This window comes from Brevibacterium jeotgali (assembly GCF_900169175.1).
GTDB lineage: Bacteria > Actinomycetota > Actinomycetes > Actinomycetales > Brevibacteriaceae > Brevibacterium > Brevibacterium jeotgali.
The window spans coordinates 140367-161511 of sequence record NZ_FXZM01000009.1 but is presented as its reverse complement, the minus strand read 5'-3'; the positions used below and the strand labels follow the sequence as shown (position 1 = coordinate 161511).

The following is a 21145-nucleotide window of genomic DNA, read 5'->3' as shown; positions in this document are numbered from 1 at the left end:
TCCACGAAGCGGCGCCCCGCCCCATCATCGGATGGGGCGGGGCGCTTTCGTGTGCCGAGTGCCGGGGGCCTGCTCAGAGCTTCTCTACGGGCGCGTAGCGCATGAGGAGGCGCTTCGTGCCCGCCGACCCGAAGTCCACGACTGCGACGGTCTTGTCGCCCGCGCCCGTGACCTCGACGACGGTGCCCAATCCGAACGAGTCGTGCGAGACGCGGTCGCCGGCGTCGACGGAGACCATTTCCCGCTGCGGGCGGATCCGGTTGGGGAATCCGCTGCCGGGCTTGGCGGAGGACGACCGCGCCCCGCCCGCTCCCTGGCGCCCGGCACCGAAGGTGCTGCTCGATCCGCCCCGTCCGCCGCCGTATGCAGCGCCATAGGGCCCAGCAGCGCCGTCTCCCGCGCCGAATCCACTCGTGGCGAAGCCGCCTGCACCCAGCCCACCGGACCCGGTCGACTCCCATTCGATGAGCGATTCCGGGATCTCGGAGAGGAACCTGCTGGGCGGGTTGTACTGCGGCTGTCCCCACAGGCTGCGGGTCTCCGCGCGACTGATGAGGAGCTTCCGCTGGGCGCGGGTGAGCCCCACATACGCGAGGCGGCGCTCCTCGGACATCTCCTGGTCGGAGGTGAATGACCTCTGGTGCGGGAACGTGCCGTCCTCGAGGCCCGTGAGGAACACGACGGGGAATTCGAGGCCCTTCGCGGTGTGGAGCGTCATGAGAGTGACCTCCCCCGCTTCTTCGTCGGGAATCGAATCCGCATCCGACGACAGCGCGACGGACTCGAGGAAGTCATCGAGCGTGCCCTCCTCGTTCTGCGCGTCATACTGCTCCGCCACCGCGACGAGCTCAGCGAGGTTGTCCACGCGGGACTCGTCCTGCGGGTCGGTGGACTCGTTGAGTGAGGCGAGGTATCCGGTCTGCTCCAGCACGGCTTCGAGCGAGGCGGCGATGCCGCCGCCGTCGGCGACGCCTGCCAGGTCGCTGAGAAGCGTGAGGAACGTGCGGATCGGACCCCGTGAGCGGGTCGTGATGCCGACCGCGTTGTCCGCATCGTCCAGCGCGGCGCGGAATGTGGTGCGCTCGCGCTCCGCGTGGGCGGCGATGAGTGCTTCCGTCCGGTCGCCGATCCCGCGCTTGGGCTCGTTGAGGACCCGCCGCAGGTTCACATCGTCTGCAGGATTCGCCAGGACGCGCAGATAGGCGAGCGCGTCCTTGATCTCCTTGCGCTCGTAGAAGCGTGTGCCGCCGACCACCTTGTAGGGCATCCCCGCACGGACCAGCGCGTCCTCGATCGCGCGGGACTGGGCATTGGTGCGGTAGAAGACGGCGAAGTCGCCGTAGGTCAGGTCGTGGTCGTCACGGAGTTCATCGATGCGTTCGACGATGAACCGGGCCTCCGCCTGCTCCGTCTCTGCGACCCAGCCGGTCACGGTCTCCCCGTCGCCGCCGTCTGTCCACAGTCGCTTGTCCTTGCGATCGGGGTTGTTCGCGATGACGGAGTTCGCCGCGGACAGGATCGTTTGGGTCGACCGGTAGTTCTGCTCCAGCAGCACGACGCGCGCCTGTGGGAAGTCCTCCTCGAACTCCACGATGTTCCGCACGGTCGCTCCGCGGAAGGCGTAGATCGACTGGTCCGCGTCGCCCACGACGGTGAGTTCCCCTGTGGGTCCGTCCGGCCGATCCGCGCCGGCGAGGAGCCGGATGAGGCGGTACTGCGCGGGGTTCGTGTCCTGGTACTCGTCGACCAGGATGTGGCGGAACCGCGCGCGGTAATTGTCCGCGACCGCCTCGAAGGCGCCCAGGAGGTGGACCGTCTCCATGATGAGGTCGTCGAAATCGAGGGCGTTCGCCCGCCTCAGTCGTTCCTGGTAGCGCCGATAGACGGTGAGGACCGCTTCATCGTGCGGGCGCCTCTCCGACACTGTCGCGGCGAAGTCGTCCGGAGTCATGAGGTCGTTCTTGAGACCGGAGATCCGTGAACGCAGCGCGCGGGCGGGGAACTTCTTCGGGTCGAGGTCCGCCTCTCTCGCGACCTGGGTGAGGAGGCGCAGGGAATCCTGAGCGTCGTAGATCGTGAAGCTCGACGTCAGTCCCAGGGTCTTGGCTTCGCGACGGAGGATGCGCACGCACGCGGAGTGGAACGTCGACACCCACATCGTGCGCGCCGCGGGTCCCACGAGCGCAGCGATGCGCTCCTGCATCTCCTTCGCCGCCCTGTTCGTGAAGGTGATCGCGAGGACTTCGCCGGGTCGTGCTCGTCCCGTCCGCAGCGCGTGGGCGATGCGGCGGGTGAGGACACTGGTCTTCCCGGATCCCGCACCGGCGACGATGAGCAGCGGTCCGCCATGGTGCAGGACTGCCTCCCGCTGGGCCGGGTTGAGCCCGTCCAGGAGCGAATCCGCGCCGGCCGCCGCGTCGTCCCGGACCCCCGAGGCCGAGGCTCCGGACGGACTCGCAGGCACGGGGCCGGTCGGCTCAGCCGGTCGGTCGTCAGCGGTGGGAGCATCGTCGGCAGGATCCGAGCCGTGCGGGCCGAGCGTGGAGAGGAAATCGAAGGGTGAGCTCATAGCGGTGCGAACCTATCAGCCGGGACGGACGCGGCCCGGCTCTGGGGAGCCGGGCCGGAGGGCGCGAGCGAGCACGGGGCAGGACCCGCGCGGACCGGGTGAGGGGCCCGATCAGGTGCCGGATCTCACTCAGGCGAGAACGGTCCCGGGGACGAAGACGGCGACGATCACGGCGAGGAGCGCTGCGATCGCGGTCGCGTGGGCCATGCCCGCAGACGTGCCCTGGTCCGGGTTCGCCTTCTCCCTGCGCTTGCCGAGGAAGGCGAGGACTGCCACGGCGAGTGCGAGCACCACCTTGATGCCGATCTTCATGTGGTTGACGGCCTCACCCTCGTCCACCATCGCCTCTGCAAGACCGGTGAGGGCGATGCCGGTGACGAGCTGCAGATATGCGCCGTGCAGCATCCCGGGGGAGACCTTGGGAGCCTTGATGTGCGCGAAGTAGCCGCCGATGATGATGGCCATTCCGAGGAGGTGCAGGACGACTAGGATGAGACGAAGGATTTCCATACCCTTGAGTCTAGTGGCAGGATTGCAGCCAGCGCCCACCCGCCCCGGGAGCGCGGTCCGCCCTGGTGTAATGGCAGCACGCCGGCCTTTGGAGCCGTGTGGTCTAGGTTCGAATCCTAGGGGCGGAGCGGGTTGAAGCCATCCGCGAATCAAGGAGCCCCACCCATGCCGCAGCACAGCCCGGCAGCAGTGATCGTCCTCGCCGCAGGCGCGGGAACTCGGATGAAGTCGGCCACCCCCAAGGTGATGCACCCGATCGCGGGGCGCTCTCTCCTCCACCATGCGATCACAGCAGCCGCCGGCACCGGCCCCGAACACCTCGTCGTCGTCCTGCGGCACGCGCGTGAGCAGGTGGCCTCGCACGTCGAGTCCATCGCAGGGGTCCTCGACCGCTCCGTGCTCGTGGCCGACCAGGACGATGTGCCCGGCACGGGCCGCGCGGCGGAATGCGCGCTCACCCAGCTTCCCGAGGACATGGACGGCACGGTCGTCGTGACCTACGGCGACGTCCCACTGCTCACCACCTCCACCCTCTTCGCGCTCGTCGAGCACCATGAAGCGCAGTCCAACGCCGTGACCGTGCTGTCCGCCAATGTCGTGAACCCCGCCGGCTACGGCCGAATCGTGCGCGACGCGGCCGGCGACCTCGAGCGGATCGTCGAGCAGAAGGACGCGGACGAGGCAGTCCGCGCGATCGGGGAGATCAACTCCGGGATCTACGCGTTCGAGGCGTCCGTGCTGCGTGAAGCGCTCGCCCGCGTCGACACGGACAACGCCCAGGGGGAGAAGTACCTCACCGACGTCATCGGCATCGCCCGCAGCTCAGGCTCGCGTGTCGCCGCGCTGACGACGGACGACGTGTGGCAGGTGGAGGGCGCCAACGACCGCGTGCAGCTCGCGCAGCTGGGCCGCGAGCTCAACCGTCGGATCGTCGAGTCGCACATGCGGGCCGGCGTGACGGTCGTCGATCCGGAGACCACGTGGATCGACTCCGACGTGGTGCTCGCACCGGACGTCACGATCCAGCCGGGAGTGCAGCTCCACGGGGCCTGCGACATCGCCGTCGGAGCCGTTATCGGACCGGACACCACGCTTGCGGACACGGAAGTGGGTGAAGGCGCGACGATCATCCGCACCCACGGCTCGCTCGCAGTGATCGGCGCCGGGGCCTCGGTGGGGCCCTTCGCGTACCTGCGGCCCGGAACGGAACTGGGCTCCCACGGCAAGATCGGCACGTTCGTGGAGACGAAGAACGCGCAGATCGGCGAGGGGTCGAAGGTTCCTCACCTGACCTACGTCGGCGACGCCACGGTCGGGGAGCACTCGAACATCGGTGCCTCGTCCGTCTTCGTCAACTACGACGGCGAGAAGAAGCAGCGCACGACGATCGGCTCGCACGTGCGCATGGGCTCCGACACGATGTACATCGCCCCCGTGACCGTGGGCGACGGCGCTTACTCGGGTGCGGGTGCGGTCCTCCGGGACGACGTGCCGGCCGGGGCGCTGGCGATCAAGGAAGGCCGCCAGCGCAACATCGAGGGGTGGGTCGAGAAGAACAGACCAGGGAGTGCGGCCGCGCAGGCGGCACAGCTGGCACACGACACTGCGCCGGAATCGACGGCCGCGGACAGCGCGGCGCCGGACCGGGGGACAAGCGCAGACGATGCGGATCGAAATAAGGAGTCCTGAACGTGAGGTCGATCACCACCGCGGGCGAGAAGAAACTCGTCCTGGTCAGTGGGCGCGCGAACACTGAGCTGGCCGAACAGGTCGCACAGTGCCTCGGCACCGAACTGCTCCCCACAGACGTCTACAACTTCGCCAATGGCGAGATCTATGTCCGGTTCGGAGAATCCGTCCGCGGCACAGACGTCTTCATCATGCAGTCGCACACGACCCCCATCAACGAATGGGTCATGGAGCAGCTCATCATGGTGGACGCGCTCAAGCGCGCGTCGGCCAAGAGGATCACCGTCATCGCGCCCTTCTTCCCGTATGCGCGCCAGGACAAGAAGCACCGCGGCCGTGAGCCCATCTCCGCTCGCCTCATGGCAGACCTCTTCAAGACCGCCGGCGCCGACCGCCTCATCACGGTCGACCTCCACACGGCCCAGATCCAGGGCTTCTTCGACGGTCCGGTCGATCATCTCGTCGCGCTGCCGATCCTGTCGGACTACGTGAAGGAGAACTACCCCGAGGACCTCGCGGTCGTATCGCCCGACGCGGGCCGGATCAAGGTCGCGGAGAACTGGTCGTCCAGCCTGGGCGGCGTCCCGCTGGCCTTCATCCACAAGACGCGCGACATCACGCGGCCCAATGAGACGAAGGCCAACCGGGTGGTGGGCGAGGTCGAAGGGCGTCACTGCGTGCTCGTCGACGACATGATCGATACCGGCGGCACGATCGTCCAGGCGGCGGACGCCTGCATGGCGGCGGGGGCGAAGGGCGTCATCATCGTCTCCACCCATGCGGTCTTCTCCGGTCCTGCCGTGGAGCGCCTCACCAATTCCGTGGCGGAAGAGGTCATCGTCACGAACACGCTTCCGCTGAGCGAGGAGATGATGTTCGACAAGCTCACAGTCCTGTCCATCGCACCGCTGCTCGCGCGTGCGGTGCACGAGGTGTTCGAGGACGGCTCCGTGACCAGCCTCTTCGAGGGCGACGGCACCTGAGCCGGACCGTCCGGGTCTGTCCGTCCGCGTGACGGTGGAGCGGCCGTTCGCCCGGGGAGGGCGAGCGGGCGCTCCGCTGGTCCAGCTGCCTCGTCGGGGGGACCCGCTTTGACCGCAGGCGGCGAGTGCGTATGATTGCCTGGTTACCTCGGCGAGGGAGGCCCCGACGGCCTCCGTGATCGACGCGGTGCTCATGATCCGAACAGGCTGCAGTGCCTTCTGGCCGCAGTGCTCCTCGTTCCGGGTGGGTGGGCTGCGTCCGTGCGAGGCGCCACCGCTTGAAGAGGAGATTGACCATGGCAGATGTGAAGCTCGACGTCGTCCGTCGCGAAGAGTTCGGCAAGGGCGCGGCCCGCCGTTACCGCCGTGCGGGCAAGGTCCCCGCAGTGTTCTACGGCCACGGGATCGATCCCATCCACCTGCTGCTCGACGCGCACCCCACGATGCTGGCGCTGCGTACTCCGAATGCGCTGCTGAAGCTCGAGAACCCGAACACGGGCAAGAGCGAGCTGGCGCTCGTGAAGGACGTGCAGGTCAACCCCCTCACCCGTGAGAACGAGCACCTGGACCTGATCCTCGTCAAGAAGGGCGAGAAGGTCGAGGTCGACGTCCCGGTCGTGCTCGAGGGCGAAGCGGCTCCCGGCACGATGGTGTCGGTCGACAACCAGTCGCTGGTCATCGAGGCCGACGCCACGAAGCTGCCGGAGACGATCGAGGTCGACATCGAGGGCCGCGAGGTGGGCGACCACATCTACGCCGCGGACGTCGCGATGCCGTCCGGCTCGACGCTGGTCTCCGACCCGGAGCTGCTCGTGGTGAACGTGTCCGCTCAGCTGTCGGATGCGGAGCTCGAGGCGGAGCTCGAGACGGACGCGGTCGACGAAGACGCGGCCGGATCCACCGACGCAGAGCCTTCGGACGATGCCGGAGCGTCCGCTGAGGAGAAGTCCGCGGACGAGTGACCCGAACGGGAGGAGCCCCCGCAGGGAGCTGCTCCCGTGCACGCGCGCATGCGCACTGCGGGGCAGGACCGAATCGGTCCTGCCCCGCAGTGCGTTCCCCGCCCATCGACTCGCAGGCTCCACCGGCCTGACAGCACATCCCCGCGTCGAGCGGGACACCAAGGAAGGACGGTCGCGGTGCCATGGCAGCGGACACCTGGATCCTCGTGGGCCTCGGCAATCCGGGCAGCCGGTACGAGGCGACGCGCCACAACATCGGCTACCTGGTCGTCGACGAACTGCTGCGACGCATGGGTGCGACACTCACGCGGTCGAAGACCCGAGCGCTCGCCGCGACGGGGCGGCTCCCCGGGGCCGGAGGGCTTCCGGGCCCGCGCGCGGTCCTCGTGCGCCCGTCGACGTACATGAATGAGTCGGGGCAGCCAGTGGGACAGCTCGCGCGGTTCCATTCGGTCGCTCCCGATCGCATCATCGCGATCCACGACGACGTAGACCTGGACTACGACTCCGTTCGGCTCAAGAAGGGCGGTGGGGAGGGCGGACACAACGGGCTGCGGTCCCTCACGAGCCACCTGGGGACGAAGGACTACCTCCGAGTCCGTGCGGGTGTCGGCCGTCCGCGCGGACGCATGGAAACGTCCGACCACGTGCTGGGACGGTTCACCGCGGAGGAGCGAGCCACTCTGCCGATCTTCGTCTCCGACCTCGCGGATGCGGTGGAGGCCGTCGCGCTCGAAGGGCTCGAGTCCGCTCAGCAGCGGTTCCACGCCCCTCGCTGACCCACGACGGCGCATCGGACCTGCGGTGCGGCGTCTCCTACCGCGGCGCGCGCCGGCTCTGCGGCGCCCTGCGCGGACGCAGGAGCAGTGCTGCGAGCGCTCCGCCGAGCGCACCGAAGAGGTGGCCCTGCCAGGAGATCCCGACGTGCACCGGGAGGATCCCCACCAGCATCGACCCGCCGTAGAGGACGAACACGACGACGGCGATCACCGCGTAGATGATCCGGTGCGACATGGTCCCCGCGGTGAAGACGCGCACCATGAGGTAGGCGAAGTAGCCGAACACCAGGCCGGAGGCTCCGACCGTGACCGTGCCCGGCCAGGCGAGCAGCCACGGGCCGATCCCGCCGATGACGGTCGCGATGGCGGTCACCGCCCAGAACCGCCGCGCGCCCTCCGCCGCGACCAGACAGCCGAGCAGCAGGAACGGAACGGTGTTCGAGATGAGGTGCGCCCACGTCGAGTGGAGGATCGGAGCGAGGACGACGCCCGGCAGGTGCGTGAGGTCCCACGCGCGGATGCCGAGCACCTCGAACCGTCCGGGCAGCAGCATGTCCGCGAATTCGATCGTCCACATGAGTGCGATGAGGATGAGCGGGGAGACGAAGCGCGCGGCGAACGGAGCGCGCTCACGGGTACCGTCGAGTGTGTGCGCCATGCGCCCAGTATCGGGCATGAAGCTGGAGACCGGATCCACGCGGACGGTGGCGCAGGCGACCGCGCGATCGGCTGTGTCCCCACCGACGCCTACACTGGACGCGTGCTGACTGGATTGAGCGACGCCCTCACGCTGCCCGCCTTCGACGACGTCCGGAGGGCAGTGGCAGACCCCGCGTCTCCGGGGGGCACCGTGTCCCTGGTGCGCGGGCTCCTGCCCGCCCTCATCGCCCGCACCGCGAAGACGGGGACCGCCCTGGTCGTCACCGCGACGACCCGTGAGGCGGAGGACCTCGCCCGCGCGCTCGCCGACCACCTGCCGCAGGAGTCCGTCGCGGTCTTCCCCTCGTGGGAGACGCTGCCGCATGAGCGGCTCTCGCCCCGCTCCGACACCGTGGGCGAACGCGTCACGGTGCTGCGCCGGCTCGCTCACCCCGACGCGGACGGAACTGATCGGCTGCGGGTGGTGATCGCGCCGGTGCGCGCTGCGCTGCAGCCGCTCGTCAAGGGACTCGCCCACCTCGAGCCGATCGATCTGGGCGTCGGTGACAGGGCCGATCTCACCGAACTGTCCGAAGCGCTGTCCGGGCTGGCGTACTCCCGCGTCGACATGGTCTCCCGCCGCGGTGAGTTCGCGGTGCGCGGCGGCATCATCGACGTCTTCCCGCCCACTGCGGAATCCGCCCTGCGGCTGGACTTCTTCGATGACGAGATCGAGGAGATCCGGCCCTTCGCAGTCGCGGACCAGCGCTCCCAGCCTGCCGACACGGACGGACCCGCCCCCCGCCTCTATGCGCCGCCGTGCCGTGAGGTCCTCCTCACGGCGGAGGTCCGCGAACGTGCCGCGGCACTGGCAGAGACCACCCCCGCCGCCGGCGACATGCTGGGCCGCATCGCCGCAGGCGTCGCCGTCGAGGGGATGGAATCGCTCGCGCCGGTCCTCGCCGACGGGATGGAGCCCCTCGTCGCGGTCGTCCCGCAGGACACCCGGGTCCTCGTCGTGGAGCCGGAGAAGGTCGCGCGCCGTGCGGAGGACCTCGTCCGCACGTCTGACGAGTTCCTCGCCGCCGCCTGGGAATCGGCCTCCGACGGTGCGCAGGCTCCCATCGACCTGTCCGCTGCGAACTTCCGCACTCTCGAGCAGACGCGGGAGGCCGCCGGCATCCTGAGCCTTCCGTGGTGGGAGCTGAGCGGATTCGCAGTCGACGAAGAGCTCACCGCTGCGGGTGACGAGGTCTACACGGTGCCCGCTCGTGAGCCGCGCGGATACCAGGGCGATGTCGAAGCGATCCTCAACGACGTGCGCTCGCTGGTCCGGGGCGACTGGTCGGTCGTCGTCCTCACAGAGGGCGGAGGGCCTGGCAAGCGGCTCGTCGAGGTGTTCGCCGACGCCGAGGTCCCCGCTGCCTTCGTCGATGCTCCCGACTTCACCGCTGCGGGCCGCGTCGAGGTCGCGATCGGCGCGGGATACGGCGGGTTCGTCGTCGACGAGCTCAGGCTGGCAGTGCTCACGGAGGCGGATGTGCTCGGCCGTGCGGCCGCCACCTCGACGCGGGACATGCGGAAGCTGCCCGCGCGGCGCAGGCGCAATCAGGTCGATCCCCTCAATCTGTCGCCCGGCGATCACGTGGTGCATGAGCAGCACGGGGTCGGCCGATTCGTCGAGATGGTGCAGCGCACGGCGGGGAAGGGGAAGGACGCGCACACGCGCGAATACCTGGTCGTCGAGTACGCGCCGTCCAAGCGAGGCCACCCCGGAGACCGGCTGTACGTGCCCTCGGACGCACTCGACCAGGTCACTCGGTACGTGGGCGGTGAGAGCCCGAGCCTCAACAAGATGGGCGGGTCCGACTGGGCGAAGACGAAGACGCGAGCGCGGAAGGCGGTCAAGGAGATCGCCGGGGAGCTCGTCCGCCTCTATTCCGCTCGGCAGGCCACGCAGGGCCACTCGTTCGGTCCCGACACCCCGTGGCAGCGGGAGCTCGAAGACGCCTTCCACTACGTCGAGACGCCCGATCAGCTGACGACGATCGACGAAGTCAAGGACGACATGATGAAGACGGTCCCCATGGACCGGCTGATCTGCGGCGACGTGGGCTATGGCAAGACGGAGGTCGCAGTCCGGGCGGCGTTCAAGGCGATTCAGGAGGGCAAGCAGGTCGCGGTTCTCGTGCCCACGACGCTGCTCGTCCAGCAGCACCTGGAGACGTTCGCCGAACGCTATGCAGGCTTCCCCGTGAGTGTGGGCGCACTGTCGCGCTTCCAGTCGAAGAAGGAATCGGATCGCGTCATCGCCGGGATGAAGGACGGGACGATCGACCTCGTGATCGGCACTCATCGGCTGCTGTCCGGGGAGACATCCTTCAAGGACCTGGGGCTCGTCATCATCGATGAGGAGCAGCGCTTCGGGGTCGAGCACAAGGAGACCCTCAAAGCGATGCGCGCTGACGTCGATGTCCTCGCGATGTCCGCGACTCCCATCCCGCGCACCCTCGAGATGGCGGTGACCGGGATCCGAGAGATGTCCACTCTGGCGACCCCGCCGGAAGAGCGCCATCCCGTGCTCACGTACGTCGGACGCCATGAGGACCGGCAGGTCGCCGCGGCGATCCGGCGTGAGCTCATGCGCGAAGGCCAGGTCTTCTTCATCCACAACCGGGTGCAGGACATCGACCGGGTGGCGGGACAGCTTGCGGAGCTCGTACCCGAAGCTCGGATCGGGATCGCGCACGGCAAGATGGGCGAGAAGCAGCTGGAGCAGATGATCGTCGACTTCTGGGAGCGGAAGTTCGATGTGCTGGTCTGCACCACGATCGTCGAGACCGGCATCGACATCGCGAATGCGAACACGCTCATCATCGACCGGGCGGACCGCTACGGACTCTCGCAGCTCCACCAGCTGCGGGGCCGGGTGGGGCGCGGTCGTGAACGCGCGTACGCGTATTTCCTCTACCCGCCCGACGGCACGCTCACGGAGACGGCCCACGACCGGCTCAAGACACTGGCCGAGCACTCCGAACTGGGTGCCGGCATGCAGGTCGCCATGAAGGACCTCGAGATCCGCGGCGCGGGCAACCTGCTGGGCGGACAGCAGTCCGGCCACATCGAAGGAGTGGGCTTCGACCTCTACATCCGCCTGGTGGGCGAGGCCGTCGCGAACTTCCGCGGTGAGGCGCAGGAGGAGGAGCCGGAGATGCGCATCGAGCTGCCGGTCGACGCGCACATCCCCACCGACTACGTCGACCACGAACGACTGCGGCTCGAGGCGTACAGGAAGCTCGCCGGAGCGGGGGGCGAGTCCCAGATCCGGGCCGTGCTGGAAGAGCTCACCGACCGCTACGGCACCCCGCCGGACCCGGTGGGCGTGCTGGCGGACGTGGCTCGTCTGCGCATCCGCGCGCGGCAGTCCGGGGTGTCCGACATCGTGAGCCAGGGCAACTTCATCCGCTTCGGCCCCATCGAGGACCTGCCGGACTCGCAGATCGCCCGACTGAAGCGCATGTATCCGAAGTCGCTCATCAAACCGGCCGTCCGGTCGGTGCTCGTCCCCAAGCCCGTGGGCGGCACCGGGTTCGACAGCCGGGAAGTCGTCGATTCGGAGATCCTCACGTGGGCGCATCAGTTCCTCGAGGCGATCGTGCCGGTCGAGGACGAAGCGCCCGAACAGGTCGAGGTCGCCGCGAGCACGTCGTCATGAGCGGTGCGGGGGACACGAGCGGAGCGGGACGCGAGGGCTCGGACCCGCGCGACGTCCGGGAACCCTGGAGCCGACCCGATCTCGCGTCCCTCACCCCGGATCGGATGATGGCCTACATCCGGGCCCGCTGTCCCTGGGCGATGGACCACACCCATCGGACGCTCGCGCCCTATCTGCTGGAGGAGTCGGCAGAGCTCCTGGCGGCCATCGTCGAGGACGAGCACGTCGGCTCCGACGGCGGGTCAGCGGATGCGGCCGGAACCGGCACAGCCGACGCGGTCGAAGCCGAACTCGCTGACGTCCTCTACCAGGTGGTGTTCCACGCGGCACTGCTCGATGAGCGCAGGGGCGCAGAGCCCGGTGCCACCTGGAGCTCGCTCCAGCAGCGCCTGGTCGACAAATACGTCCGCAGGCATCCGCACGTCTTCGATTCGTCGTCTCCGGTGCCGATCGCGGACGTGCAGCGCCGATACCAGGATGTGAAGACAGCGGAACGGGCGGAGGAGGGCGCTGCCCGCGAGCCGTCGGCTGCGGCGCACGCAGAGGCGGCGGACGAGGCGCTGAGCATCCTGGCGGATATCCGAGGGACAATAGGGGCGAAGAACAGGCAGAACTGACCGGTCCGGGCGGCGACGCGTTCGAAGACTCCTGCATCGTCGCACCCGGCCGCACCACGGAGACGAGGAGCACGCATGACACAGGAATTCCACCGCGCGCCGCGGATCGAGGTTCCCGGCACGTTCAACTTCCGCGACCTCGGCGGCCATCGCACGGACGACGGCGGCGCTGTCGCATTCGGACGCCTCTATCGGGCCGATGGTCTGGGACGGCTGGGGCCGGACGGCGTGGCGATGCTCCAGGAGATGCGCATCGTCTCCGTCGTCGATCTGCGTGAGGAGAAGGAGGTCGCGAACATCCCCGACGCGGTCGACGGCCTGGGCGCCCGCTATTCCCACATGCCGCTGCTGGGCAACCGCTACTTCCCGCTCGACAAGGACATCCCGGACCGGATCGTCCTCGATGCGCCCTCGCTGCCCGCGCTCTACGCCGCGATGATCGAGACCGCCGGACCGCGGTTCGTCGATGTCATCACCCATATCGCGGACATCGAGCAGGACGCGACAGTCTTCCACTGCTCGGCTGGCAAGGACCGGACGGGACTGGTCGCCGCGTTCCTGCTGTCGATCCTGGGAGTCGAGCGGGACGCGGTCGTCGACGACTACGCGTTGACGGAGGAGTACCTGGGGGACGATTTCCGCGCTGCGCTGCGCAGCCACTTCTCGTCCGCGGGCATCTCGTCCGTGTCGGCCATGGCGACGGAGGCGAAGCCGGAATGGCTGGCGGACGTCCTGGACCGGCTGGACCGCGAGCACGGGGGCGTCGAGGGCTACCTCGTCGACCACGGACTGCGCGACGGGGTCACGGATCGGCTGCGCGCCTCGCTCACGGAGGCCAGGACCCCGACGTCGTGAGTCGCGGGGAGTTCGGTGCCTCCGGCGACTCCGGTCCCTCCGATCGATTCGGTGCTGCTGAGTGCTTCGCCGAACGTGTGGTGAGCCAGTGCAGGAGGGCCATCCAGGCGCCGAGCGCTGCGATGAGGACGAGTGCATAGATCGCCAGTCCGACGGGATCGGAGGCGGCGGTTCGCTGGATGAGGCGTGCGGGGAGCAGCGCGGCGAAGCCGAAGGCGATGAGAAGACCCAGGTAGCTGCCGATCATGTGCGCCGCGTGTCCGACCGGGTCGCCGCGCCGGATGCGCCAGAGGGCCAGGGTGACAGTGCCGATCGTGAAGACTGCGAGCGCATGGAACACCGTGATGCCGTTCTCGACGATGAAGAGCCCCGACAGGCATGTCGTCCAGATGAGTCCGACCCACGTGCGGCCGACGACCCGATGGAACGCATCGCGACGGCGGCGGAGCATGTTGACGGGGCCCAGCACGATGGCGAGGAAGCCGGTCGAGGCGTGGACGATGACGATGACGGTGGCGAGGAGCGTGCCCATACCCGATAGGATAGTGAAACTGTCCAAGGCGGCCAACGTGGTGAGTGGCAGGCCCTCTCACTATCCATCGGGCTCGCCGGTCGCGGACCGTGAGGGACTGAGGAAGGGGGAGCGGTGAAGCTGGGGGAGTTGGCGCGACGGGTCGGGACGACCACCGCGAGCGTGAAGTTCTACATCCGTGCGGGGCTGCTGCCGGCGGGACGCAAAGTGAATCAGACGACGGCCGCCTACGACGAGGGCCACGTGAGGCGGCTCGAGCTCATCCTGGGCATCCGCGGCATCATCGGCACACCGCTCGCTCGGATCGGAGACCTCATAGCCGTCATCGACGATCCCGGTGCGGGGATCCTGAGCGTGATGGAGACGGCGCAGACGATCGCCGCAGAGGGTCCGGGCGCCGGCACCGCCGATCGTGGCGACGCTGTCGGCCTTCCCCCGCACGCTGACGCGCGCGCGGACGCAGCCCGGGAGGGGGCCTCGGCGGAGGTGGCCCGGCTCGTGTCCGAGCAGGAGTGGCCGGACAGCGGGTCCCTCGCGCGCACGGCGGTCGAGCAGAGGCTGCGCAGAATGAGAGGTCTGGGGGTCGAGCTGGGGCGCGACTCCCTCTCGCGCATCGCGGAGGCGGTCGGATCGATCGGCGTCCTCGACCTCGACGTCGAGGAGGGAAGCCGGGACGAGGTCGCGCTGGGAGTCGCCGTGGGCACGTACGAGGTCTCGCAGCTCGTCGTCGACATGCTGCGGCTCGCGCAGACGTCCCAGAGCATCCGCAGCGTGGAGGGCGACGCACGCGAGCAGTGAGCGCGTTCTGCCGGACAGAGTGCATTAGGCTGGCTCCGTCGTCCCCGCACACGCGCACATGCGCACGATCAAGGAGAATCCGTGGCAGAGATTCTGGCCGTAACCGCACGGGAGATCCTCGACTCCCGTGGCAATCCGACCATCGAAGTCGAAGTGCTCCTCGAAGACGGCGCAGTGGGTCGCGCCGGTGTGCCGTCCGGCGCCTCGACGGGTGAGTTCGAAGCAGTCGAACTGCGCGACGGTGACCCGGAGCGCTACCTGGGCAAGGGCGTGCAGAACGCCGTCGAGGCAGTCCTCGATGACATCCACGACGCGGTGACCGGCATCGAAGCCGATGATCAGCGACTCGTCGATCAGGCGCTGATCGACCTCGACGGCACGGACACCAAGTCCCGCCTGGGCGCGAACGCGATGCTCGGGGTCTCGCTCGCCGTGGCACGTGCAGCGGCGGAGAGCGCGGAGCTGCCGCTCTACCGCTACCTCGGCGGCCCCAACGGGCACGTCCTGCCCGTGCCGATGATGAACATCCTGAACGGAGGTTCGCACGCGGACTCCAACGTCGACATCCAGGAGTTCATGATCGCGCCGATCGGCGCATCGAGCTTCCGCCAGGCCCTCCAGTGGGGTGCAGAGGTCTATCACGCGCTCAAGAAGGTCCTCAAGGACCGTGGCCTGTCGACCGGTCTGGGCGACGAGGGCGGATTCGCTCCGAGCCTCGACTCCAACGTCGCGGCGCTCGACCTCATCCTCGAGGCGATCGAGGCTGCAGGGCGCAGGCCCGGGACGGAGGTCGCGCTCGCCCTCGATGTCGCCTCATCGGAATTCCACGGCGAGGACGGCTACACCTTCGAGGGGTCCGTCAGGTCCGCATCGGATATGACCGCCTACTACGAGAAGCTCGTCGCGGACTACCCGCTCGTCTCCATCGAGGATCCGCTCGACGAGAACGACTGGGACGGCTGGACGGAGCTCACCGCTCGGATCGGCGGTGCCGTCCAGATCGTCGGCGACGACCTCTTCGTCACCAACCCGCAGCGCCTGCAGCGCGGCATCGAATCCGGTGCCGCGAACTCACTGCTGGTCAAGGTCAATCAGATCGGGACCCTCACGGAGACGCTCGATGCGATCTCGCTGGCCCACTTCCACCACTACACCTCGATGATCTCCCACCGTTCGGGCGAGACCGAGGACACGACGATCGCCGACCTCGTCGTCGCGGTGAATGCCGGGCAGATCAAGGCCGGCGCGCCGGCGCGCTCGGAGCGCGTCGCGAAGTACAACCAGCTCCTGCGGATCGAGGAGCAGTTGGGCGATGCCGCTCGGTACGCCGGTCGTGCGGCGTTCCCGCGGTTCAACGGCTGACACGCCGGGGCGGATCACAATCCCCCCGGACGGGGAAGGGGCGCGGCACACTTGAAGGTGGCCGCGCCCCTTCCCCATCCGCGCGGATCGAGGTGGAGACGATGAGCAGACGCAGCACGAGCGGTCGCGGAAGCGGTCGTCCCGGCACCCCCGGTGGCAGGCGTCCTCAGCGTGCCTCGAAGCAGTCCCGATCCCACGGGGGCGTCTCCCCGGAGCTCATCGACGACACGGCAGCGGGCAGGCGGATGTCGTTCCGCGCCTCCGTGACCGTCGGCGCACTCCTCATCGTCCTCTTCGGGCTCATCCAGCCGATCAGCAGCGGCCTCACCCAGATGCAGCAGATCGCCGCGCTCGAAGCCGACATCGACGCGACGAAGGGCGAGGTCGATCAGCTCCAGGAGGAGCGGGAGAGGCTGGACGACCCGGAGCATCTGGAGCGTCTGGCCCGAGAGAACCTGCAGTATGTCCACGAGGGCGAAGAAGCATTCATCGTCGTGGACAGCCCGGACGACCACGGCGACGAGGCGGGCGAATCCGAAGCCGGCGCGTCGAAGGCCGTCCGTGCCCAGCCCTGGTACATCGAGCTCGTCGATTCGCTGCGTGCGGTCGGCTATGCGAACGAGGAGGACCCCACGTGATCACCCCGTACACGGACGCGGACAGAGAGCGGGTGCGAGAGCAGCTGAATCGGCTGCCGCGCGGAGTCGTGGGAGTCGCATCCCGGACCTCCGACGGCGAGCCGATCGTCGTCGCGACCGCACCCCGGCTGGATGACGGGACGCCTTTCCCCACCACCTACTACCTCACGCACCCCGACTACGTGACGGAAGCGTCGCGGTTGGAGGCGAACGGGGTGATGGCTGAGCTCACCGCTGAACTCGCGGAGGACGAGGAGCTCCAGGCGGCGTACGCCCACGCCCACACGCAGTATCTGGCCGACCGGGCGCGGATCGGTCGGGAGGCGGGCCTCGACGAGGTGGTCGAGGTCGCAGACTTCTCTGCGGGAGGGATGCCGACCCGCATCAAGTGCCTGCACGCTCTCGTCGGCCACAGCCTGGCGGCCGGACCCGGGGTCAATCCCGTGGGGGACAAGGCGCTGGCGATGATGGAGACGGTGCCGTCTGCCGTAGGCTTCCACGTATGACGAGAACGGCTGCCTTCGACTGCGGAACGAACTCGCTGCGACTCCTCGTCGCCGACGTCGACGACGCCGGTCGCCTCTCGGAGGTCGTCCGCGAGATGCGGGTGGTCCGATTGGGCCAGGACGTCGACCGCACCGGCGAGTTCGCTCCGGAGGCACTCGCGCGGACGTTCGCGGTCTGCGACGAGTACGCGGAGATCGTGTCTCGTCACGCCCCGGACCGCCTGCGATTCGTCGCGACGTCGGCCAGCCGCGACGTCTCCAACCGCGACGAGTTCGCGGCCGGTGTGCACGAGCGCCTGGGCATCCTCCCCGAGGTGATCGAGGGCGGTGAGGAGGCAGCGCTCTCGTTCCTCGGAGCCACCGCGGGCGTGCCGGATGCGGCGTCGCCGCGACTGGTCATGGACCTCGGCGGCGGTTCGACGGAGCTCGTGCTCGGAGACGCGACCGCGGGTGACGCATACAGCATGAACATCGGATGCGTGCGCTTGTTCGAGCGCCACCTCGCGTCGGATCCGCCCACCGCCGAACAGATCGCAGCGCTGCGCGCGGACGTGGACGACGCCTTCACCGAAGCCGCGCAGCACGTCGACGTGTCCGCGACCCGCACGCTCGTCGGTGTCGCGGGAACCATCACGACGATCGCCGCCGCGGTCCTCGACCTGCCCGGATACGACCGCGACGCGATCCACGGTGCACCCCTCACGCGGGCGCAGATCGTGCAGACCGCAGACCGGCTCACCGCGATGACCTCGGAGGAGCGCCGTGCACTGCCGTACATGCACCCCGGTCGCGCAGACGTCATCGCTGCGGGGAGCCAGGTCTACGCCCGACTCATCGAGCTCGTCGACGAGGCCGTCGGCCGTTCCGGAGGCTCCCTGGCGATCCGGGTGAGCGAATCGGACATCCTCGACGGAATCGCACTGGGCCTCGCGCGGGAGTGATCCATGTCACGGCGAAGCGGGAACCATGAACCGCCGTATGAGCGGCGTCGACGCAGAGAGCGCGGGCGCCGTCTGAGAGCCCGCGTCCTCCAGCTGCTGGCGATCCTGGCCGCACTGGGGCTCGTCGCCGCCACGATCTTCGGCGGGTCCGCCAGCGCTGCAGAGGCGCTGACGAACGATGAGGCGGAGCCCGGACCGGGCCAGTGGTTCATGGACGACTACGACATCCCCGAACTCTGGGAGACGACCCGGGGCGACGGCGTCACGGTGGCCGTCATCGACTCCGGCGTGAACGACGACCACGAGAACCTCAGCGATCGGGTGACCGCCTCGCGGGACTTCTCCGGTGCGGGTAAGGACGGGACGGAGCCCGTCGGTGCGGAGAGCATCATCCACCACGGCACTGCTGTGGCCGGCGTCGTCGCCGGCAGCGGGACCGGCAGCGGTCCGATGGGAGTGGCGCCGGAGGCGAAGATCGCCTCGGCGTCGGTGTGGTTGGGCGGGGGCGCCCCGTCGGCCGCCCAGTCCACGCGCGTGCAGGCGGAGAGGGCGCTGCGCTGGGCCGTGGACAGCGACGCCTCCGTCATCAACATGTCCCTGGGCTGGGACGATCCGTCGTGGCCGCAGACGTGGGACGAGGCCTTCGCCTACGCCTATGAGCACGACGCGGTCGTCATCGCGTGCGTGGGCAACCGGTCGCAGGGGGCGACCCAGGCGTGGTCGCCCGCGACGGTCCCCGGAGTCGTGGGCGTCGGAGGACTGACCCAGTCCGGCGCCATTCGGGACACGTCGACCGCACCGGGCACCGCGGTGGACCTCATGGGGCCGGCTGAGGACATTCCCGTCCCGTTCTGGGACGGCGGATACGGCACGGCTGACGGTTGCTCGTTCGCGGCCCCCGTGGTGTCCGGGATCGCGGCGCTGCTGAGGTCAGCGCACCCGGACTGGTCCGCCGACGAGGTCGTCGCCGCTCTCAATGAGACCGCCGGAGCGGTCGAGGGCTACGAGGGGCAGGGCACCTACGAGGAGCCTGACCCGATCGTGGGATACGGCAGGATCGACCCCGCCGCCGCCCTCGAGTGGGAACCGGACGACGATGTGCCCTCCGCTGGGGAGCAGCTCTCGGAGTGGGTGCAGATGCACCGTCGTGGCGAGGCGGACTCGGAGAGCGCTCGCGCCGGTGAGGAATCCGCCGCCGCTCAGGACGACGCGACGCACGAGGCCGGCCGCAGCGATGGGACCGTCGCCGCAGCACACGCGCCGCGACAGGTGCTGGGACCATCGGTACTGATCGGCGGCGGTGTCATCGGCGCAGCGCTGCTGACGGGGGCACTCGTCGTGGGAGTCCGTGCGCGGCGTGCGGGACAGGATCCCGTCCGTGGCTCGGCGAAGGCCGGTGCGGCGGCGGAGCCGCCTGCCGGAGCGCCCGCAGGTGTGGCCGAGGGTACTCGCGGCGACGGCTAGTGAAAAGTTTCACAAGCCTTTAGGATGAGGCTATGGCTCTCATCAGAAACAACGCTCTGCGTCCGCGCATCCTCATCGTCGGCGGTGGCTACCTGGGCTTCGTGACAGCCCAGAATCTCCTCAAGGACCTCGGGCGGGGTGAAGCCACGGTGACGGTGGTCGACCCGAACCCGTACCTCACCTACGCGCCGTTCCTGCCTGAGGTCGCCGGCGGGAACATCGAACCGCGCCACGCGGTCGTTCCGCTGCGCAGCCACCTGCGGGGGGCTGAGGTCATCACAGGATCCGTCGCGAACATCAACCACGACAAGAAGTTCGTCGTCATCGAGCAGGAGGGCTACGAGGCCTTCGAGCTCGACTACGACCAGATCGTGCTGGCGTCCGGCGCGGTGCCGCGTGCACTGCCCATCCCGGGCCTCGCAGAAGAGGGCATCGGCCTCAAGCGCATCGAAGAGGCCATCGCGCTGCGCGACCACGTCCTCAATCGCCTCGCCGAGGCATCGCTCATGGAGGACGACGCGGAACGCCGCAAGGCGCTCACGTTCGTGTTCGTCGGGGGCGGCTTCGCGGGCATCGAATCACTCGCGGAGCTCGAGGACCTGGCGCGGGCCGCCGTGGCCCAGTACGACACGCTCACAGAGGCGGACATCCGCTTCGTGCTCGTCGAGGCACTCGGTCGTGTGATGCCCGAGGTGGGCGAGGCACAGGCTCGCTGGGTCGTCGACCACCTGCGCGAGCGCGGCGTCGACGTCTACCTCGAGACCTTCCTGGAGGACTGCACCGACAAGCACATCAAGCTGTCGAACGGTGAAGAGTTCGACGCCGACCTCGTCGTGTGGAACGCGGGCGTCAAGGCGAACCCGATCCTCATCGACTCCGACCTCCCCCTGGATGAGCGCGGTCGGATCACGGTCCGTGCGGATCTGCGCGTCGAGAACGAAGAGGGCGTCGTCGACGGCGCGTGGGCCGCCGGCGACAACGCCGCCGTCCCGGACCTGTCCGGTGAGGGCCCCGGAGGCTTCTGCGTGCCCAACGCGCAGCACGCCATGCGGCAGGCGCCGGTGCTGGCGAAGAACCTGCTGGCCGCCATGCGCGGAGAGACGGTCTTCACGCAGTACTTCCACAAGTCCCTGGGCGCCGTGGCCGGCATGGGCCTGTTCAAGGGAGTCGCGCAGATGGGCAGCGTGGAGCTGCGCGGTCCGATCGCGTGGGCACTGCACCGCCTGTACCACGGCTACGCGATCCCCACGTGTGAGCGCTCCGCCCGCGTCTTCGGCAACTGGGTCATCAACACGGTCATGGGCCGCGACCTCACTGCTCTCAAGGACGTCGACGTGCCGCGCCGTGCATTCGTCGAAGCGGCGAACTCGAAGCCTGCTCCTCAGAAGGAGAAGGCGAATGCCTGACGGCGGGTTCTGAACGGTCCTGCACCCGGGCGGGTGTGGAACCGGGAGGGTCGAGAGCGGCTCCGGACTGCGGTCCGGGGCCGCTTCGCGTTGTCACGGGCGCAGGCGGACGGGGGTGCAGCGGGGTGCGGATGAGCGGCAGGATGATCGGCCCCTCTCCTCCTGTTGTGAGGATAGGCT

At 68.9% G+C, this 21145-nt stretch carries 18 protein-coding genes and 1 tRNA gene; 15 read left to right on the top strand and 4 right to left on the bottom strand.

The annotated features are described in order from the left end of the window. Nucleotides 1-73: 73 nt before the first annotated feature. The gene (gene pcrA, locus BJEO58_RS10365) at nucleotides 74-2569 is read right to left on the bottom strand and encodes a DNA helicase PcrA (protein ID WP_101589395.1); all 2496 of its coding nucleotides are present in this window, start codon (nucleotides 2567-2569) and stop codon (nucleotides 74-76) included. A gap of 129 nt (nucleotides 2570-2698) precedes the next feature. After that, nucleotides 2699-3079, bottom strand: a complete 381-nt coding sequence (locus BJEO58_RS10360) for a hypothetical protein (RefSeq protein ID WP_101589394.1) — start codon at nucleotides 3077-3079, stop codon at nucleotides 2699-2701. 56 nt (nucleotides 3080-3135) lie between these two features. Between BJEO58_RS10360 and BJEO58_RS10355 the strand changes: the two genes are divergently transcribed. From BJEO58_RS10355 to pth, 5 genes are all read left to right on the top strand, one after another. Continuing rightward, a tRNA-Gln gene (locus BJEO58_RS10355) sits at nucleotides 3136-3207 on the top strand. 37 nt (nucleotides 3208-3244) lie between these two features. Continuing rightward, nucleotides 3245-4768, top strand: a complete 1524-nt coding sequence (gene glmU / locus BJEO58_RS10350; RefSeq protein ID WP_101589393.1) for a bifunctional UDP-N-acetylglucosamine diphosphorylase/glucosamine-1-phosphate N-acetyltransferase GlmU — start codon at nucleotides 3245-3247, stop codon at nucleotides 4766-4768. A gap of 2 nt (nucleotides 4769-4770) precedes the next feature. Next, nucleotides 4771-5751 (top strand): ribose-phosphate diphosphokinase, encoded by a 981-nt coding sequence (locus tag BJEO58_RS10345; RefSeq protein WP_101589392.1) that lies wholly within the window; start codon nucleotides 4771-4773, stop codon nucleotides 5749-5751. A gap of 296 nt (nucleotides 5752-6047) precedes the next feature. Then, nucleotides 6048-6713: a 50S ribosomal protein L25/general stress protein Ctc gene (locus tag BJEO58_RS10340; protein ID WP_101589391.1), complete on the top strand. Its 666-nt coding sequence runs from the start codon at nucleotides 6048-6050 to the stop codon at nucleotides 6711-6713. Nucleotides 6714-6895: 182 nt separating this feature from the next. Continuing rightward, entirely contained in the window at nucleotides 6896-7492 is a 597-nt protein-coding gene (gene pth, locus BJEO58_RS10335; RefSeq protein WP_101589390.1) for an aminoacyl-tRNA hydrolase, read from the top strand. 37 nt (nucleotides 7493-7529) lie between these two features. Here the strand turns inward: pth and BJEO58_RS10330 are convergent, their stop codons facing one another. After that, the gene (locus tag BJEO58_RS10330; RefSeq protein WP_219617106.1) at nucleotides 7530-8150 is read right to left on the bottom strand and encodes a rhomboid family intramembrane serine protease; all 621 of its coding nucleotides are present in this window, start codon (nucleotides 8148-8150) and stop codon (nucleotides 7530-7532) included. 102 nt (nucleotides 8151-8252) lie between these two features. Between BJEO58_RS10330 and mfd the strand changes: the two genes are divergently transcribed. From mfd to BJEO58_RS10315, 3 genes are all read left to right on the top strand, one after another. Further along, a complete protein-coding gene (gene mfd, locus BJEO58_RS10325) occupies nucleotides 8253-11846 on the top strand; it encodes a transcription-repair coupling factor (protein WP_246076159.1) in 3594 nt (1197 codons plus the stop codon). Further along, nucleotides 11843-12463: a MazG nucleotide pyrophosphohydrolase domain-containing protein gene (locus tag BJEO58_RS10320; protein WP_101589388.1), complete on the top strand. Its 621-nt coding sequence runs from the start codon at nucleotides 11843-11845 to the stop codon at nucleotides 12461-12463. Before mfd ends, BJEO58_RS10320 begins: the two co-directional genes overlap by 4 nt. 75 nt (nucleotides 12464-12538) lie before the next feature. Further along, nucleotides 12539-13318, top strand: coding sequence for a tyrosine-protein phosphatase (locus tag BJEO58_RS10315; protein WP_101589387.1), 780 nt, complete (start codon nucleotides 12539-12541; stop codon nucleotides 13316-13318). Here the strand turns inward: BJEO58_RS10315 and BJEO58_RS10310 are convergent. Further along, on the bottom strand, nucleotides 13290-13850 hold the full coding sequence (locus tag BJEO58_RS10310; protein WP_101589386.1) for a DUF2306 domain-containing protein: 561 nt from the start codon (nucleotides 13848-13850) through the stop codon (nucleotides 13290-13292). The genes BJEO58_RS10315 and BJEO58_RS10310 overlap by 29 nt on opposite strands. Before the next feature lie 114 nt (nucleotides 13851-13964). On the opposite strand from BJEO58_RS10310, the gene BJEO58_RS10305 reads away from it, so the two are divergent. From BJEO58_RS10305 to BJEO58_RS10275, 7 genes are all read left to right on the top strand, one after another. Further along, nucleotides 13965-14648 carry a MerR family transcriptional regulator gene (locus tag BJEO58_RS10305; protein WP_101589385.1) on the top strand — a complete coding sequence of 228 codons (684 nt, stop codon included), beginning with the start codon at nucleotides 13965-13967 and terminating at the stop codon, nucleotides 14646-14648. An 81-nt stretch (nucleotides 14649-14729) separates the two neighbouring features. Further along, a complete protein-coding gene (eno, locus tag BJEO58_RS10300) occupies nucleotides 14730-16010 on the top strand; it encodes a phosphopyruvate hydratase (RefSeq protein WP_101589384.1) in 1281 nt (426 codons plus the stop codon). A 101-nt stretch (nucleotides 16011-16111) separates the two neighbouring features. Continuing rightward, complete coding sequence (locus BJEO58_RS10295) at nucleotides 16112-16648, top strand: FtsB family cell division protein (protein WP_144573915.1); 537 nt, start codon at nucleotides 16112-16114, stop codon at nucleotides 16646-16648. Continuing rightward, entirely contained in the window at nucleotides 16645-17154 is a 510-nt protein-coding gene (locus tag BJEO58_RS10290; RefSeq protein ID WP_101589382.1) for a DUF501 domain-containing protein, read from the top strand. Before BJEO58_RS10295 ends, BJEO58_RS10290 begins: the two co-directional genes overlap by 4 nt. Next, complete coding sequence (locus tag BJEO58_RS10285; RefSeq protein WP_101589381.1) at nucleotides 17151-18095, top strand: Ppx/GppA phosphatase family protein; 945 nt, start codon at nucleotides 17151-17153, stop codon at nucleotides 18093-18095. Before BJEO58_RS10290 ends, BJEO58_RS10285 begins: the two co-directional genes overlap by 4 nt. A 3-nt stretch (nucleotides 18096-18098) precedes the next feature. Next, nucleotides 18099-19559 (top strand): S8 family serine peptidase, encoded by a 1461-nt coding sequence (locus BJEO58_RS10280; protein ID WP_246076160.1) that lies wholly within the window; start codon nucleotides 18099-18101, stop codon nucleotides 19557-19559. 32 nt (nucleotides 19560-19591) lie between these two features. After that, nucleotides 19592-20965 carry an NAD(P)/FAD-dependent oxidoreductase gene (locus BJEO58_RS10275; protein ID WP_101589380.1) on the top strand — a complete coding sequence of 458 codons (1374 nt, stop codon included), beginning with the start codon at nucleotides 19592-19594 and terminating at the stop codon, nucleotides 20963-20965. The last annotated feature ends 180 nt before the right edge of the window (nucleotides 20966-21145 follow it).